Genomic DNA, 17,085 nt, shown 5'->3' with positions numbered 1-17,085 from the left:
ATAGAATGGCAAAATCTAACCTTGATAAGCTGAAGGATGCAATCGCTGAAAGTAAAGCATTGCTTGAAAAATCGGTGATCGGTGAGGACGATGGGCAGTTCCCACAACAATCGGCGGACTCACTCCAGGAAGCTATTACTGCAGCGGAAACATTGGTTAGTACTGATGGCGCAGAGCCGAGTCAGTTTGATGCTCAAACGACAGCACTTAACGCTGCCAAACAAGCCTTCATGGAAACTAAAATCGAGAAACCGGAGCCCGTTATTCGGAAAGTGTCTCTTCGAGGTACACCGAGTCAGAAGAAAGGTGCTCACACAATACATTTCAAGAGCACTGTCGTGAACTTTGTGGATGGAGAGGCTCAGGTCCCTATTGAGCTTGCAGATGAATTGGCTAACGCTGGGTATATAGAATGAGTCAGTACCTTGAATTAACTGATACTGATTATGTACCGGCAGGAGTCAAACTAACCGAGGCACTAATCATCCGAGCTTCGGCGATCATCGACGGCAGATGCAGGCGTGAAATCGGAGTTAAAACTTACGCGGAACGTATACCGCTTACCAATCAACAGCGAGGGCATTTGTCCTACTTCCCGGTTGTAGAGGTTTCAGAAGTGAAGGCTAGAGCGAAACAGGGGTTAATGGGCAATTTCTTCGGTCCTCCAGGTTTTGAGCCTATTGCCGATATCAGCACTATTGATATCGATAAGGACATTGGCACTGTCTGGTGTGGCTACTCTCCATTCGGATCGGCCTACGCTGAACTTGAGGTAACATACATCAGCGGCTGGGAGACAGTCCCTGATAAAGTCAAGGCGGCATGCGGTCTGATCATAGGACAGCTAGTCGGGAACCCGAACAGCAATGTTAAATCGAAGAAGGACTTCGACTATAGTATTGAATACTTCAGCAATAGCATGATCACGCCAGAAATAGCCGATCTTCTGTCAGAGTTTGAACATAGGTCTTTTAGGTAGGTGATGCGACATGTTCTACGAGTTCTCACACCGTCATACTCCTTGCGTGGTGGACGGAAACGAGGATACAGTTATTCTCTCTAGGGAGACTAAAGCAACGACAGTAATGGGTAAAGAATACGTCTATAACGGCGTGTTTGCGCCTGAATCACTTGTGAATCGTGGTTCCTTGGTGCAAACGGAATACACATTCCTTGTCCTAACTCTGAGGAAAACAGTTGATCAGGACAACTACTGCTCCCTGGTAAAAACAATTGCTGTTGTCGAAGTTCAAAGACACCAGCAATTGTTTGGTGAAAACGACAACCCGATAGGCACAGAGTTTGTTACTGCAGCTTCTGACGTTGTCTGCTTTGCACAGTATGTAACTGCGCAGTTGAGACAGCAGGAGCCTGGGTTATTACCTAGCACTGTTTTCGTTCTGCAAATGCAGACTACGGTGGATGTTAAGGACCCTCAAGATCCTGAGCTATCTTCCCCCGATAGGATTGTGATGGGTAGCAAGACATATCAGGTGGATGTGGTAGATAGGATCAAGTATCCTAATTTGCTGCATGTTCAGCTTTCGGAGGATCGGCGATGATTACGGGATATGATTCAGTTCGGGCCACGAAAGATTTGGAGAATAAGCTTACTGTTGAAATAACTGGTTTGACAAAACTTGTCTTGCTTACTGCAAAGAGTGGTATCCGCTATTATCCTGCAGTTCGTGATCATTTGGAAATGCATATGTTCGTCTTAGCAAATCAGATGATATCAGGCAATATTACAGCAGATTACTGGGAAGCATGGCTCGAGCAATTTGGCAAGGGCTCAAAAATGGCAGACAGCACCCAAAATCCCGGCCTTGTCACCTACATGAAGAGTGATGCATGGAACCGGATAAGATCCAAAGGAAGCCGGGTTATCGTTGGACGAACTCGTGGGAAATACCGTGCGATTGATGGAACGATTAAAGAATCGAAGGGCGGATATGCTGGTGTTGACTTGGAGGAACTGGCAGAGCGAGGCGATATTGATCCATCATTCAAGGCTACGCCGCCGACATACTTCCTACGAGTTGCTATCCAATCCAATCGGAATCGTATTCTGGAGGGAATCAGTCATGTAATAACTGAGTTCCCTTATCATAAATACTTCGTGGAGGTGAAGGAGTGAGGCTACAACTTATTGATGCCGTGCAGCACGCGCTAAAATCAGATTCGGAGCTTATGTCCCTGCTAAAGCTTTCTCCTTCATCACCTTCTGAGGAAATCGTTAAGCGATTCACGAAGGGTATGGAGCCAGAGATAACAGTTAGTAAGGATACAGTTCCACATATCTGCCAATACGTCATGCCGGGGCGGTATGCGACTAATCCGCTGGTCTTTGAAGGCAAGTTCTGCATTGATTTTTATGGGAAAACATCTTATGAAGCTAAATTGATGTTTGAGCAAGCGTTCAAGGTCCTACACGAAAGAAGATTAACTGTACCAGGATTCAGGTCTTATCTTTGTGTATTGGCCTACGATACTGATTTTGCAACTGATATTCAGGGAGCTAAAGGGTATAAGGCAATATTCGATGTAGATTACTTGAGAACGAATTGAGGTGATGAAATGTCTGAAGAAGCATCTAAGCCGCCGGTGCTCAACAAAGAGTCTTCGGAGTTGAAAAAGCTGATCACCGAGAAGATCAACCTTGCTAAGAAGTTGGGTATCATGGGTAACTTGGAACCAATTCAGGGCTATAGTGATACCGAGGAATACAAACGGATCGAAGAAATTGATAAACGATTATGGGAACTGGTCAAATAATCTGGCCAGTTCTTTTTGTGTTCACTTTGAGGGGGATGAATTATGGAACCATTAGTTTTTGACGGAGTAGGAACAGTCCAGGTATACGAGACTGGAGGTACGCTGAAGTTTCTGGATGACAAGATCACAAAGGTAACATTGCAGTTACAATTCGACTGGCAGAAGGTCATGGGCGGCGACAGCGGATATGCATTCCACTACACGGCGCAGGATCTGGCTGATAAGGCTAGCATCGAAATTCCGCGTTATTCGGATATTCTTGCAGAGTTATCCCAGGGAGCCGAATCTGAGAAAGGCACAGTCAGCTTTGATGAAACTGAACAAGGTTTTCTTGATCCAACAGATGGATACAAGGTAAAAGCTCCTGCTAAATTCAGCGGTACGCTGGTTGCAGCCAGTGACAAGGTTTACTTGAAAGATAAGGATACAGGGAAATTGATGGAGCTTACGCGTGTAGCATCCACACCAACAGCAGAACAGTATACAATCACTGCAGATGGAGTTATTAAATCTGATGCTGCCAATGATGATAAGCAGATTATCGTTACTTTCAAGTGGTCGAAGGAGAATTCGACAAGAAGTATGCTGAGTGGCACGCGCCGTCCCAAGCCGTTCAAGCTGGTTCACCGTTTTTCCTTGGTAGATGACCGGGATGGAAAAGAGGTTCCTTGCCAATTAACAATTTGGAAAGCGCTTGGTGGCGGCACGTTGGATGTGTCTCAGGAAAGAAAAAAACCAACCAGCAATACACTATCGTTGGAAATTATGGAGCCAGACAAAACCCTTGAAAACCCTAACGGATATGCAGTTGAAATCATTTTCGGCATCTAATCAAATTAATATTAAACCCTCTGCCTAATCAAGCAGAGGGTTACATACATTGAGGAGGCAATTTAATGAGTGAGGACACGCAGTTGGACAAGACTCTTAATATCGGCTCAGAAATTACGCTTGGTGAAGGTATTGTAAAACACGTCAAAATCGGAACTATTGCTTTGATACGCCAAGTGCGCCAACTCATGAGTGGCAACGAATATAAGTTCTCTTTTTCTATCGGGCGCGATAAATGGGAAGCTACAGAAGATCGAGCTGAGGTTGATTGGCCTAAGATTGAGGCTTTGCACAAGGAAGCCTTTAACCTTGTATTGGTTGAAGGATTGACGGACGAAGAATACGAGAATGTAAATGAAGAGGGTATTAAGGAGTTAGATGTCCTCTTGGAACGATTTCTATAAAGGGTCCTTTCCGCCTGATGAAGATTACGAATCTGATAATGAGGAAGATCAAGAAGAAACTGAGGATGATCGGGAAACGGATTGGTTGGAGCTTTGGGCATTGTGCATCAGCGAGGGGATATCTGATTCGGAATGGCCAAATATGACCATTCCGAAGATCAGAGCACTCATGAAGGCCAAGAACAGAAAACGGGAATTCGAAATCATTCTTCACGGCGGCAAAGTCGAGAACAAAAAACCGAAGAAGGTCAAGTCATTATCTGATCTTGGGTTCTTCCATAAATAAAGTAGAGGTCTCCGCTATCATGCAGGAGACCTCTTTTTCTGTATTCAGGGCAGGAAAAATTTCCTGAACCATATGCGAGGTGAACAAGGTGGCAGATTTAAGTAAAGATGTAGTTGGTGCTCGGATTAGTCTGGATACAAGTAAGATATTACCGGCATTCAAGGTTATCGACAGTGGAGCAAGAGCCAATGCAGAATCGTTTAAACTTCTAAATGCTGAATTAGGAATCAGTGAGAAGAATTTTAAGTCCTTAGCCAGCAGTGCGGATAAGTTTGCTCTTTCGGCTGAAGATAGAAGAAAGAAGATTCTGGCTGAGTCGGAAGCGCTTGTAAGGCAGCGTACTGCACAGGCTGAATTAAATACGGCCCGGAAGAATCAATTGGATCAGGCTAATAAGATAACCGACGAGAAGCTGAGGGCGCAGCAGGCAATTGTAAAAAAGCGCGAGGATGCAATAGAACAGCAGGAACGTGAACACCTGAAGCGTATGGAGGCTTTACAGAATAAAGCATCATCTACAGGTCAGATATCAGCAAAGGTTTCAGGGGCTGGGACTGACGACAGGACGCGTGAACGTGTCTTAATGGAAGAACAGTCCATACGGATGAAGATATCTCAACTGGCAGAGAAAGAAGCGCAGCAGGCACGTAAGAACGCACAGGACTATGAAAAGTTTTGGGTGAATGCGTTACGTGCCAGAGAGCAAAAAGAGGCACAAGTCCGGGAGAAGGTTCTTCAGGAAGAACAGAAGATTCGGCGCTCTTTAAGTCAAACTGAAACACAGATGAAGCAAACCTTCAGTACAACTCCTAATTGGATGAGTCGAGTAGGAGATATGGCTACCCATGCACTCGTATTTAATACGGCGTATACAGCTATGCACAAAGTACAGGAAGCCCTTAAAGAAGGATTAGTAGGGATAGAATCCAATATGGCGGGATATATCCAGACAAACGAGCATTACTTCCTGGAATATAACGAAGGCACAAAAGAAATGGTCATGAATACTCAGAAGCTTCATGACGAGACAACCAAATTTATTAGAACTGCACACGATCTTGGTGCAGAAATCATGGATGTGACTGAATCAGCACGTCTATGGGGACGGATGTACAAGGATGCTGGAGTGGTACAGGAGATGGTACGCAAATCCACTATGCTCTCCACTGTGGACCTTGTTTCGCTTGAAGATGCAACAAAATCAATGGAGTCTACTTTTGCTCAATACGGGGTCCAAGTCAAGGACAGTAATGATGCAATGGTGCTCGGAGGAAGAGTGTTAGATTCCTGGTCGAAAGTGGCGCATGACACGATGGCGCCGGCTCGTGACTTAGGCGCAGCTTTTGAGCGGACTGGTAAGATTGCTGCGGAAACAGGTGTGTCATTCGACTTCATGAATGGTCTTATCAGTGCGGGTGTCCGTAACACGGCGCTCAGTGGTGAGAACCTGGGTAACATGTGGAAAACGGTACTCGGTACAATACGTACTGATAAAGCCGTTTCCGAAATTGAGCGCTTGGGTGTTGCAACCAAAGAGGTTGTGGATGGTCAAGAACAATGGAGGAGAGCGGAAGATATTCTGCTTGATTTATCTACTAAGGTCATAGATAAAAACTATGATTTGACAAAGTCTTACGCGGATATTTCGCGTGGGGTCTATCAATATGCGAAACTAGCTGCTTCATTAAACGCTGGCGATATTTTACTAGGCACAGCTGCTTCTATCGGTTCGAGCGGATCAACACTGGAATACCTCAAGGTTCAAATGGACACCATCCAGAGAAAGGCGGTGCAAACTAGAGCTTCGTTGTTAGAAATATTCAATAATGCTGGAGATGATGGGCTTCGCCGAACAATTAAGGATGTTCTTGATGCCATAGATCAACTACTGATAGGACTCACCAAGGTTCCTACAGGCGTCTTTGAGGGGACAGCAGCAATAGGGGGATTATTGCTCGCCTATAGGTCGTTAAGTGGGCCAATAATGAATGTAGTAGCCGCTGTAAAAGTCTTGACGACAGCTAAGGCAGCAGAAACAGTTTCTGTAGCAGCTAATACAACTGCAAACGAAGTAAACATTGTAACTTCTCAAGGTGCAATACTATCTACTGTTCAGAAAACTGCCGCAACACAAGCATCAGCTGTAGCAACCACAGCTCTAACTAGAGCACAAGCCGTTTCTACAGTAACAATGGCCGCTGCTACTGCTGGTCTATCATTATTGGCTGGAGCAATTGCACTGGTCGTTTGGCAAAGCGGTAAAGCCGAAAAAGCTGCCCGAGAAAGAATGCAAAACCTGAAGGATGAAGACGCGGCAGCTCAACAGATGGTGAGCCAATATCAACGTCAGATAGAGTTGCTTCCTAAATTAGTCAGTGCCCACCGCTCATTAGAGCAATCGCTTAAATTAAGCTCAGGTTCTGTTGAAAGAGAGACGCAAGTCAAGAAGCAACTCGAAGAAGTGTCCAAAGCCCTTGTCATCACCCTTGGAAAAGAAGGTGCGAAGCAACTTGAAGCAGCTGGCTACACCGATGAAGCAGTTCAGGTACAAGTTAATGCGTTGAATAAGCTCATCGAGAAGCAAAATGAGGCTCGTAAAAATTTATTAACAGGCAAACAAAATGAATTAGATGATCAATTGAAAAAAAACACAGAAGAATTGGATAAAGCGAGAAAGCAATTACAAGAAGTACGAGACAGTTTGGTGTCCCAAATGGGCGAATTCTTCAAGAGCGTCTTTACTTTTAAAAGCTTGGATGAAGCATCTAATTCCGTGAAATTGTTAGAAGAAAAAGTGAACGGGCTAGAAAAAGAAAATCGTGAACTTGCTGCTTCTGCCGCTGAAGTAGCCGTGCAATTGGGCCAAGCTGCTATAGAGACTGATCAATTTGCGGGGAAAGCAGGGACAGCGGCAGAAGGAACGAAGGCTCAAGAGGTAGCCTTGGCAGACCTAAGAGAACAAATTGAAGGCAATAGCAAGTCCGTTTCTGAAATCAACAATCTATTAAGTGATTTGTCAAAAGGACAATCCCTTAATGCAGATGCAGCCACGGCCCTCATTTTAAAATATCCGGAACTGACTTCTGCTATTTATAAGACTGCGGATGGATGGAAATTTGAAACCGATGCTGTTGAAATTTTACGTAAGGCGAAAGTGCAGAAAGCAATTGATGATCTTAAATCAGAAAAAGAATCCGCATTCATCACAAAAGTGCAGACTGACGAGAGATTAAAAGCATATGACATAGAGGCTCAGGCAATCAGAAGCTTAGCAGATTTAAAAGCTAGGTTAAATGGGGTTGTGGCACGCAGTCCTCAAGAAGTTGCTGATATGCAATCCAACCTTAATAGCATGACTGGAATAAGAGGTATTCTTAAAGCACCCTTCCAGATGCAGTTGGATTCGGATAAGACAAAGGTTGATAACAAGAAAGAGATAGAAGATATTTACAGTGAATATGCTAAGGAAATGAAAGTCTATGACGACAAGATAAAAGCACTTGGTAATCTATATACGGATAAGAATTTTGGTGTAAGCTCTGATTCAGGCAAGAAAAACAAAGGCAAGAGTGATGCTGATAAAGCAGCAGAAAAGGCTGCTGCTGCACGCAAAGAAGCTTACTCAGAAGATTTGGAAAATTTTAGGTATATCGCCGAACGTAGCGAGTGGACTATAGATCAACAAATTGATGGATACAAACGCCTAGGTCAAAGACACAAGCAGTATTTGTTGGAAGATAAGGACGGAATGAAGCAATACGTCCGAGACGTGCAAAAACTCAATGACACTAGATATCAAGAAGATGTCGAGAATCTTGAACGCCGAACCGAACGTATGCGCCAAGCAAATAAGCAAGAAATCGAGATGGTCAAGGCCAGTCTTGATTTTTACACCAAGGAACAGGAGAAGTCCTATCTACGACCAGCTCAACAGAGAGAGGTTCAAAAGCAGATTTATGATCTGAGTGTCCAATATAACGATTTGCGGTATCAGAATAGTGAGAAATGGATAGATAGAGAAATATCGAAATTGGAGATGGCTGGACAAAGCAAAATCGCCATTCTTAAGATGGAATATGATGCTTATGTCCGCATGAGTAATGACAGAGATAGAACTGCTGAACAAAGCTTTCAGTTGCAAAAAAACATTCACGAGAAGCGTAAGGCATTAGAGGATGAATTTTTATCCGATTTCCAAAAACGAATCAGCTATTACAAGAGTATGGAGGAAATATCCGTATCGGATCAGCTCAGTGCGTGGACAAAAATGCAGGCCCTCTATAAAGAAGGATCTGAACAGCGAATGGAGATAGATGTGCAGGTCCACGACTTGAAAAAGCAGCTTCTTGAGTCTCAGACAAAGGCTGCTGCGGAAGCAGCAAAAAAAGAGAAGGCATTACTAGAAAAGAATCGTGACGAAGAAGTTAAGAGAATCGAAGCTGAACGCGATGCTTTTGTCGAGGCGCAGGATGCCAAGATCAAGGCCATAGACGATTTGCTAGCCAAGATGCAAACGGACAATGAAGATGAAGACTACGAACGCGCGATGGCTGAGAAACAGGCACGACTTGCACTGCTCGAATCTGCTGTTGGTCCAGAGGGAATCGCTGAACGAAAGCAGGTCCAAAAGGACATTGAGGACTTGCAGCGGGAGCATAACCGAACGTTGGCTAAGCGAGGGCTGGAAGACCAGAAGAAAAAGCTTCAAGACGAAAAATCGGATCGCGAAAAGGATTACAGCGATCAGATCGAAGCTGCCAAACAGCATTACGACCAACTCGCCAGTAAATATGACGAATATAGCGATAGTGTAGGGTCTAAGGCCCAAGACCTAAATAATGCCCAAATAATCGCTGAATCCAATAAAAACGCTGAAATATTACGCCAGTTGGATCAATTTATAGCTGACTATCTTGCTAAGATGTCTGAAATAAGCAACACTTCAATCTCAACTTCGTTGGATACTACTACAAATTCGATTTCTGAAAAAGATAGGGATCTAGCACGCTACAATGCCAACATAGACAAATGGTACAGCGGTAGTAAGGAAGAAAAAGCTGCGGCTCATGCAGAGAACGAAGCGCTTAGACAAAAATATAAAATAAAGAAAGACACGGGCAAACTCCAAAAATTTCATTCAGGCGGCATAGTCCAAGGAGACAGAGGAGCAGAGGTCCCCGTTATTGCTCGGGCGGGGGAGATGTATCTAAACGATCAGCAACAGAGTAATCTATTAAAAATTATCAATTTCAGGATGCCTTCTCTCAATTTCTCAATGCCCGAGTTCTCTCTGCCATTAGCTTCGGGTGGATCGAATCCGCAGCAAATTAGTAATCAGTTCGCAATAAATTCAGGAGACACTTACATTGCGGACGAATCATCGGCAAAGGTGTTTTGGACGGAGAGAGACAATCTTCTGAGGAGATTGCAAGCGAGGGGAGGTAAGTCATAATGATTGATGCAACGGTGAATGGCGTGTCATTCAAATCAATCGGACTGGGGTTAAAGAGACATGATATTCCTGTGCTGCCACCGACAAAGGATTATAGTCTTGAAATTGCTGAGCGAGACGGCGAACTTGATTTTGGTAGCACCTATGCTGCTCGGACAATCAACCTGGAATGTGTCATTATGGCAGACGATACTACCCTTGATTACCATAGAAGAGTCGCTCAAGTTGCGGCTCTTTTTAATGCTAAAAAAGGGGATACCGTATTCACGTTTGCTGATCTCCCAGGAAGGAGATATATCGGACGCTATGCTGGTACGTTGGATATTGAAAAAATCCTTTTCGATGGGGAACTCACCATACCTATAAAAATGGGGGAGCGTCCATTCCCGGAGAGTGACGAGAATATCATCGAAGTAACGATTACTCAGTCACCTCAAACAGTAAGTGTAATTTCTACAGGAGATAAAAGGGCAAGTCCTATTATTGTATTAACCAACATCGGGAGTAACACCATTCGTAATTTCACAATCAGAAATGAATACCAGGTGGATTAGGAGGTTTTTAGATTGGCAGATGCATTATTAAGCAAAAGCAACTACTGGAAACAGGCGTGTATTAATGCAGCGCTGCGTGGAGTGACCTTTGCATCACCGACTACGCTGTATATTGCTCTATATACCTCAGCGCCTACCGATGGGGATACGGGGGCTGAGGTAAGCGGTGGAGGCTATGCACGGCGAGTAGTGACCTTCAGCGCGCCAACATTGGCTGACCGCAAGGCGATTGTGCAGAGCGCAGCAGACATATCATTTCCCACGGCCAGCGCTGATTGGGGACTGGTGACGCATATCGGGATTAGGACAGCGGCGAGCGGAGGGAACTTACTGTATCACGGAGCAGTTAAGACGCCGCGTACTGTGCAGACCAATGATACTCTGCGGTTTCTTGCAGGACAAATTAAAGTAGACGAGGGGTGATGAAGAGTGGAGAAGATGTATGCAGCGGTAGTCAACAGCCCAAAAACTGAGTTGACAGAACTGATTACCGATACTCAAACAGAAATCGCAGTAGAAAATGCTGCCGTGCTGCTACAGGGCGAAGGTATTGCAGTTATCGGCAACGGAGATGTAGCTGAAACGATCACATACACTAGCATTGAGGACGATATACTGATGGGCTGTGTAAGAGGATTCCAGGGTACGCCGCGTGCGTGGCCGTCAGGAACAAGAGTCGCTCGAAACTATACCGCTTATGACCATGACTCTGGAATGCAAAATATTCTTGAACTGGCCACTGACATTGCGAATCTAGCAACTGAAGTAGCTAACAAGACACAGGATGCCTCACTTACTCAAAAGGGGATTACGCAACTATATAACGGAGTAGACAGTGCGTCTCAAGCGCTGGCTGCGACGGCTAACTCCGTTAAGTTTGCCTATGATTTGGCGAACAGCGGGCATGTCCCACGTGGAAATATACCAACAAATTGGGACGCAGCTACTCAAATGGGAGTATATGTATATACTAATGGAGCATCTACAAACGCTCCGCCAGGTATTACGGGGGCGCAAATGTATGGTGTGCTTGTGGTCGCTGTAGCTGGAGCATATATTACTCAAAGGTATACAGCTACACCTACTGGCGAAACTTGGAGCCGGAGTAGGACGGAATCGGCGTGGAACCCATGGTCAAAGGATATAACGTCTTTTGGTGGCATGATGATAGGACCTCTATCAGTGAATGCGGGGAAGCTGGGAGATACAGTAGGCAGTAGTTTGGATACTGCTTACTTTGGGACGGCTATGACGAATAACGTGTCAGGACTATTTATCCGCCAAGTAAGAACGGAAAACGGAACCACTTGGGAAGGTACAGCAACTGATATAAGACGAAAAACTGACTCAACAGATCAAGCTGTATTAAGGTTTCGGGGAGACGATGTCCTTTTCCTAAATGCAGATGGATCTTGGACAAGTTTGCGGTATCTTAGGCACGCCGCTCCGACGATTGGTAGCGGTAGCCCAGAAGGGGCAGTTACGGCGCCCGTTGGAAGGTTATACCTTAGATCGGATGGATACGCTGGAGAAACGCTATACATCAAAGAAACAGGCACGGGTAACACAGGATGGAGGGCCGTAAAATGATAAAAGATGTAGTCATATTAGATGGCCAAGTAATCAATATCGGCCCCTGGGATGAGCAGATTCAGCGTGTCCTAGTCTCGCCAGCGGAGTACGATGATGAGGGCTTAATTGTCAAGGATGCTGTGTATGAGGACGTTGTGACTAATCCAATGCCGGAGGGTGCAGTTATCGAACAACGGGAGATCGAGACAGCGCTGGACGGTGGCCTGATCGTCAAGGGGACGGCTAAACCATCCGAAACAGAGCTACTTGGACAGCAATTAGCTGCGGTCAAGCTACAGGCTATGCAGCAGACTGCTGCTGTCAGCTCATTAGGCCAGGAACTTGCGGCGGCGAAACTGACTGGTATTCAGCAGCAGCAAATGATTAGCAATCTCGGAGTGGAACTGGCTGCTACAAAATTAGAGTTAATTAACCTTAAAGGAGCTGAGTAATATGACATTTTGGCAAATGGCTTATCAATGGAAATGGGTAACCGCTGAGGCGTTGAAAGGTGCCGTCAAGACGGACAGCAACCCATTTGGCGAAATTACCACGGATGAATATAAGACCATTACAAGTGTAGTCTTCGCATAATCCCAAGCGATCGGGAAAAGGAGGGCGCTATGTTCGGTGGAGGATTTAACAACTTAAGCTTCAACGCGGGAAGTGAAGAGGGGGTCACCCTAGACCTCTCCGCCCATCTTTCCGGCACAGGGCAGATTTATTCTCGCAAACTGGAGACGGAGGGCGCAGACAGCGACAATGGATTTAACTTAATGGCCTTTAATACGACCGAGCCGGGGACTGTTGCCGAATACGTATTGGAGTTTGTGTTGGATATGACCGCCGCCGCCTCGTTATCCGGGGAGGGGGCAGTACAAGCCGACTTCATACGTGAATACGTGCTGGAAGCTGCTGAGATGTCCGGGGAGGGCCGTGTAGCCGCTGCGGACTTTATCCGCGAGATTAGCCTACAAGTTGTCCCTATGTCTGGTGCTGGAAATTTATCAGCGGAACTGTCCAAATTTCATACGGACTACATTGAATTGACTGACGTATTTGCTCCGGGCGATGTAATTACTATCGACTCAGGGAAATTCAAGATAACCCGGAATGGGCAGAATGTATCCCATCTATACAACGGTGATTTCTTTGACCTTAACCTCGGTCGTAACAATATCACCTGGACAGACCCGGAGACCGGCCGGACGATTCTCTTCCGGATTACACACCGTGACAAATATTTATACTAATGGAGGTTTGGTATGCCTACTCCTACTATGCAAGTCTTTGATAAAAATATGCGAAGGGTCGGGACATTAGTAGACTCTTTTGATATTCAACGCCGCAGGCGCATTAACAGTGACCATGAATTAACTTTCATGGTGCCGATGACTAGCGAAGATTATCGCGAGAAGCTAGCAATCAAGGGCCACGTTCAAGATGAGCGTGGTCAATTTTATGTCATTCAGTCCCGGAGCCGGTCGCGTGAAGGACGGAAACTGACGGCAAATATATATTGTAACCATGTCATGTTCAAGCTGAATGATTTTAAATTTCCATATGCCTCTTATATTGCGGAAGCCTATGGAATCCATATCAAGCAACTCACTGATTTGATTACTGCAGCAACAGGAGGGAGATTCACTTTTGCCATACATGACACATTTGATCTCCATGATGTGAAGGATTTCGGACGCGGGACGTGTTTAGAAGCTCTGAACAAGATTGTTCAAATGTATGAATGTGAAGTGGAGCCTGATAATTTCGTTATCAACCTCCGTAAGAAAATCGGGGCAGACAACGGACTACAGTACCGGCTTAAGAAGAACATTGTCTCCAGTTCCTTTAAAGACAAAGGAGAATCACTGGTAACGCGCATGTTCGCGCAGATGAAGGATGGCAGGACGTTTATAGGAATGGACGCTTCTCTTTTGACTGATGAGGAGCGCAGCTTACTTTCAGGGGTGCCGGGTACCATTGTAAACGGTAAGCTGGCTGTGAACTATTTGATATCCCCTTACGCTCAATATTGGGCCAGTGACTCGGTCCCGTTTTACGATGGGGAAATCATTGAGCAAGACATTGAAGAGGCTGAGGACTTGCTCAAAGCTACAAGAAAGGCTCTACGAGAGCAAGAAGTTGTCTCCTTGGAACTCACTGTTTCGACAGCCGATTTATTCAAGATAGACAACACAGAGCCACATCCGCACTTGGGCGATACGGTCATGTGTATTGATCCTGGAATGGACATGAACAAGCTAAAAGCCCGGATCACAGAGCTTACAGAATATCCGTACAGTAGAGATAAACATTCAGAACCGACTATTTCCAACATCAATCTTCGAGATTATGCGGATATCATATCGGATCTGGAACGGAATAAGAACATTGTTAACAATCTCTTCAGTAACGGGAAAATCCGGACGGAGGTGTTCGAGTCCTTTGCGAAGCAGGCCGTAATCGACATAAACAACTCTAAAACGGAAATCAAATACGATCAACGAGGGATTATCCTACAAGATCAGACCAATGTACTGAATCAGGTCATTATGACCTCAAACGGAGTAGTTTTAACCACAGACGGAGGCCAAACGGCTCGAACGGCTATTACGGCCTATGGGGTTGTAGCAGAACAGATTGTCGGGCAGCTCGGCAATTTCGTTTCTTTGGTCATTGGATCAGGTAACAATGTGACCAAGATCAATACCAACGGAATCAGTGCTGGTCATGACGATTACAATAGCGCTCCGTTCCGGGTAGATATGCAGGGCAATGTTATAGCTCGCTCAATCAAACTTACCGGGCAAATAGACAACTCACAGATGCAGTCATCAGATATTACTACCTCTAACCTTACCGCTTCTAATATTAGATCTACTACTATTAGAACAAGTGCTTTAATTGGTAATGAAATAGAAGGAGGAGTTATTACAGGAGCCTTGTTTCGCACGGCGAAAACTGGACGAAGGATAGAAATTAATTCTAGTGGTCTTACAGCATACAATTCTAGTGGAGAAGAGGCAATCTCTCTGGGACAAACTTCTAATGGTGGCCACTTGGTATTTTCAGATAGAGGTAGTGCTGCTGGAGAGATTTATGCAGATTCGAACGGTATACGTATTGGTAATATGGGTGGAGTATACATCAGATCTCGAGATGACTACACATATCTTCAGGGGCCAGTGAATTTTGATGACGCCACGGAAGTGCAGGGCCTAAAACAGTATCACATTGATGGTCTAGATGAAGAATTACGAAATATCAGAGATCAAATTTCCAACATTAGAGTGCAGATATTTGAGGATATGGTTATTAATGCTGAATTTGATAATCGCACAAGAAATCTTAAACTTTATAGCCGTGGTAGCACGGTGGCCACGGTTAACATCCCTATTGATTAATTTGGACAATCTGGTTTACGACAATATCTTCCAATGTTACTATTAGGACAAACAGACTATTGGTGGAGGTATTTCAATGAACAAAAAGATGTACTTGGGCGTCGGTGTTTTACTGGGAGCAATTCTTGCAACAGCTGGTGGAGCTGCTGCAGAACAAATTAATTCTTTGATCGGAAAGGCAGTGGACGGAGAATATAATGTGCGTGTGAACGGATCTGCGTTGTCTGAAAGCGCGATTGTCGTTGATGGTAAAGCTCATGTTCCCCTTCGCGCTGTTTCCGATTCATTGGGAGCTGATCTTGTGGTGAACGGGAAAACGATTGAAATCAGAACGAATGCTGAGCCTAACATTAGCACTAATACTGAGGCTAAGAGCGAAGTGGTAATCAGCAACCCATATTCACATTTGCCTAAGAATCTGATAGAGGAAAAAAGAGACAATGCAGCTGAATGGGTAGTTGCCTTGGAACGTGATATTGATTCATATGAAAAAGCTATTTCAAGAGTAGACAAGCGAATTAGTGCAGCTGGTGATGATCAAAACATTCTTGATCACATCAGTAAAAGTGTTGAAGAAGACAAAGCAAAATTGGATGATGCAAAGTCAAAATTAGTTGAAGTCAAAAATGATCTAAAGCTACTTAATGAAGCATTAGCTAATAAGTAAAATATGTAATGTCACAGGAGCCCTCTTAGTATGGAGGGCTCTAAGTATGAACTGGAGTAGGTGAAGTAATTGGAGAACTTTATTGGAGCAATAGTGTTTATTCTCCCAGGATTCTTATTGTATTTTTGGATTCAATCTTTTGGAATTAACCCTGTAGTAAAACACACTCCCGGAGAATTTACGGCTGTAGCTGCTCTTTTATGGTTGCCGACTTCCTTTGTAACATTGCTGATATATAATGGCGTCATTTTTTTATCACGCTATTTTGGAAAAATGGACTTTGTGTGGTCACTAGATTTATTGAAAAGGGAATCCAATAATATTGTTTTTTTAGCAGTCTTTTTAGTTCTTAGTGTAGTTGTTAGCTTCACTATGGGTTGGATTTGGGCGACAAAAATTTACAAACACCATTTAACATTGATAAATAAAATTCGCGAAAAACGTGGAATAGCACCGTTTTCTGAAACTCCTTCAGTTTGGGATGAAGTTTTCGGGAAAAATGATAGTCAAGTTGTGGAGATTGGCAAAATAAATAAAGAGGAAAAACCTATTATTGGAAACATAGTGAAAGCGTCCCGGACTTTTGAGCCAGAACGCTATCTTAGTTTGAAAGATGTAGATTTCTTCACTAAATTGGTCGAGGAACATACTATCCCTGTGATTCAGATTCTATACGATGCCAAAACAGGAGTTTATATTAAAATATTTGATCCTGAAGCTATAGAGGATGCACAACATAAGGAATAACTTACTTCTTCTTAGGATCAGCAGAAGAAATTCGAGCGCTAGGCTTGTCCACGGACCTTTGTTCTCCAACTGGAGAGTTAGACTGCTTTGGCGAATTTGCGGGCTTATTGAAATCACTCATTTTTTACCTCCATTTGATGTTTTTGAGGAATCATTTTTATTACTACTACCACTAATTTTGTTTGGCTCAACCAATCTAGCGGATTTTTTCTCGACTGAATAGTTACTGTGTTTATGCTCAACATGTTTATCTGACATGATCCCCTCTCCCTTCCAATATTCCATAATTCGACATGGTGTGTATGGAATCCTTTTTGCACAGTAAAGTGCCGAAAATGAAATATACTTAGACACAGTAAAGCCTCTGTCTTAACTGGAAGAGAAGATTTACAT

20 protein-coding genes are annotated in these 17,085 nt (G+C 44.3%); 19 read left to right on the top strand and 1 reads right to left on the bottom strand.

Going from position 1 to position 17,085, the window contains the following annotated elements; genetic code table 11:
• Positions 1-5 precede the first annotated feature (5 nt).
• The 19 genes from MKX74_RS14775 (at position 6) to MKX74_RS14685 (ending at position 16,692) form a co-directional block, all read left to right on the top strand.
• Positions 6-416 carry a hypothetical protein gene (locus MKX74_RS14775; protein WP_341178945.1) on the top strand — a complete coding sequence of 137 codons (411 nt, stop codon included), beginning with the start codon at positions 6-8 and terminating at the stop codon, positions 414-416.
• Entirely contained in the window at positions 413-979 is a 567-nt protein-coding gene (locus MKX74_RS14770) for a hypothetical protein (protein ID WP_341178944.1), read from the top strand. Before MKX74_RS14775 ends, MKX74_RS14770 begins: the two co-directional genes overlap by 4 nt.
• 10 nt (positions 980-989) lie before the next feature.
• The gene (locus tag MKX74_RS14765) at positions 990-1,562 is read left to right on the top strand and encodes a hypothetical protein (RefSeq protein WP_341178943.1); all 573 of its coding nucleotides are present in this window, start codon (positions 990-992) and stop codon (positions 1,560-1,562) included.
• Positions 1,563-1,729: 167 nt separating this feature from the next.
• A complete protein-coding gene (locus tag MKX74_RS14760) occupies positions 1,730-2,137 on the top strand; it encodes a hypothetical protein (RefSeq protein WP_341178942.1) in 408 nt (135 codons plus the stop codon).
• On the top strand, positions 2,134-2,568 hold the full coding sequence (locus MKX74_RS14755; RefSeq protein ID WP_341178941.1) for a hypothetical protein: 435 nt from the start codon (positions 2,134-2,136) through the stop codon (positions 2,566-2,568). The genes MKX74_RS14760 and MKX74_RS14755 overlap by 4 nt, the downstream gene beginning before the upstream one ends.
• A 9-nt stretch (positions 2,569-2,577) precedes the next feature.
• Positions 2,578-2,775 (top strand): hypothetical protein, encoded by a 198-nt coding sequence (locus MKX74_RS14750; RefSeq protein ID WP_341178940.1) that lies wholly within the window; start codon positions 2,578-2,580, stop codon positions 2,773-2,775.
• Between the two features lie 42 nt (positions 2,776-2,817).
• Entirely contained in the window at positions 2,818-3,606 is a 789-nt protein-coding gene (locus tag MKX74_RS14745) for a hypothetical protein (protein ID WP_341178939.1), read from the top strand.
• A 65-nt stretch (positions 3,607-3,671) separates the two neighbouring features.
• Complete coding sequence (locus tag MKX74_RS14740; protein WP_341178938.1) at positions 3,672-4,010, top strand: hypothetical protein; 339 nt, start codon at positions 3,672-3,674, stop codon at positions 4,008-4,010.
• On the top strand, positions 3,985-4,296 hold the full coding sequence (locus MKX74_RS14735; RefSeq protein ID WP_341178937.1) for a hypothetical protein: 312 nt from the start codon (positions 3,985-3,987) through the stop codon (positions 4,294-4,296). Before MKX74_RS14740 ends, MKX74_RS14735 begins: the two co-directional genes overlap by 26 nt.
• 79 nt (positions 4,297-4,375) lie before the next feature.
• Positions 4,376-9,748 (top strand): phage tail tape measure protein, encoded by a 5,373-nt coding sequence (locus MKX74_RS14730; protein WP_341178936.1) that lies wholly within the window; start codon positions 4,376-4,378, stop codon positions 9,746-9,748.
• Positions 9,748-10,302: a phage tail domain-containing protein gene (locus MKX74_RS14725; RefSeq protein WP_341178935.1), complete on the top strand. Its 555-nt coding sequence runs from the start codon at positions 9,748-9,750 to the stop codon at positions 10,300-10,302. Before MKX74_RS14730 ends, MKX74_RS14725 begins: the two co-directional genes overlap by 1 nt.
• Before the next feature lie 12 nt (positions 10,303-10,314).
• Complete coding sequence (locus tag MKX74_RS14720; protein WP_341178934.1) at positions 10,315-10,725, top strand: phage tail fiber protein; 411 nt, start codon at positions 10,315-10,317, stop codon at positions 10,723-10,725.
• Between the two features lie 51 nt (positions 10,726-10,776).
• Positions 10,777-11,892, top strand: a complete 1,116-nt coding sequence (locus tag MKX74_RS14715) for a pyocin knob domain-containing protein (RefSeq protein WP_341178933.1) — start codon at positions 10,777-10,779, stop codon at positions 11,890-11,892.
• Positions 11,889-12,326 carry a hypothetical protein gene (locus MKX74_RS14710; protein WP_341178932.1) on the top strand — a complete coding sequence of 146 codons (438 nt, stop codon included), beginning with the start codon at positions 11,889-11,891 and terminating at the stop codon, positions 12,324-12,326. Before MKX74_RS14715 ends, MKX74_RS14710 begins: the two co-directional genes overlap by 4 nt.
• 1 nt (position 12,327) lies before the next feature.
• The gene (locus MKX74_RS14705; RefSeq protein ID WP_341178931.1) at positions 12,328-12,468 is read left to right on the top strand and encodes an XkdX family protein; all 141 of its coding nucleotides are present in this window, start codon (positions 12,328-12,330) and stop codon (positions 12,466-12,468) included.
• A 29-nt stretch (positions 12,469-12,497) separates the two neighbouring features.
• Positions 12,498-13,127, top strand: a complete 630-nt coding sequence (locus MKX74_RS14700) for a phage distal tail protein (RefSeq protein WP_341178930.1) — start codon at positions 12,498-12,500, stop codon at positions 13,125-13,127.
• A 12-nt stretch (positions 13,128-13,139) separates the two neighbouring features.
• Positions 13,140-15,278 carry a phage tail protein gene (locus MKX74_RS14695; RefSeq protein WP_341178929.1) on the top strand — a complete coding sequence of 713 codons (2,139 nt, stop codon included), beginning with the start codon at positions 13,140-13,142 and terminating at the stop codon, positions 15,276-15,278.
• Positions 15,279-15,354: 76 nt separating this feature from the next.
• Entirely contained in the window at positions 15,355-15,945 is a 591-nt protein-coding gene (locus MKX74_RS14690) for a 2,' 3'-cyclic nucleotide 2'-phosphodiesterase (protein WP_341178928.1), read from the top strand.
• Between the two features lie 69 nt (positions 15,946-16,014).
• Positions 16,015-16,692 carry a DUF6338 family protein gene (locus MKX74_RS14685; protein WP_341178927.1) on the top strand — a complete coding sequence of 226 codons (678 nt, stop codon included), beginning with the start codon at positions 16,015-16,017 and terminating at the stop codon, positions 16,690-16,692.
• A 117-nt stretch (positions 16,693-16,809) separates the two neighbouring features.
• On the opposite strand, the gene MKX74_RS14680 is transcribed toward MKX74_RS14685, so the two are convergent.
• Positions 16,810-16,950, bottom strand: a complete 141-nt coding sequence (locus tag MKX74_RS14680; RefSeq protein WP_341178926.1) for a hypothetical protein — start codon at positions 16,948-16,950, stop codon at positions 16,810-16,812.
• Positions 16,951-17,085 lie beyond the last annotated feature (135 nt).

Source organism: Paenibacillus sp. FSL K6-1230 (assembly GCF_038002385.1).
Taxonomy (GTDB): domain Bacteria; phylum Bacillota; class Bacilli; order Paenibacillales; family Paenibacillaceae; genus Paenibacillus; species Paenibacillus massiliensis.
The sequence above is the reverse complement of the archived record's forward strand: the minus strand, read 5'-3'. Positions and strand labels throughout refer to the sequence as shown.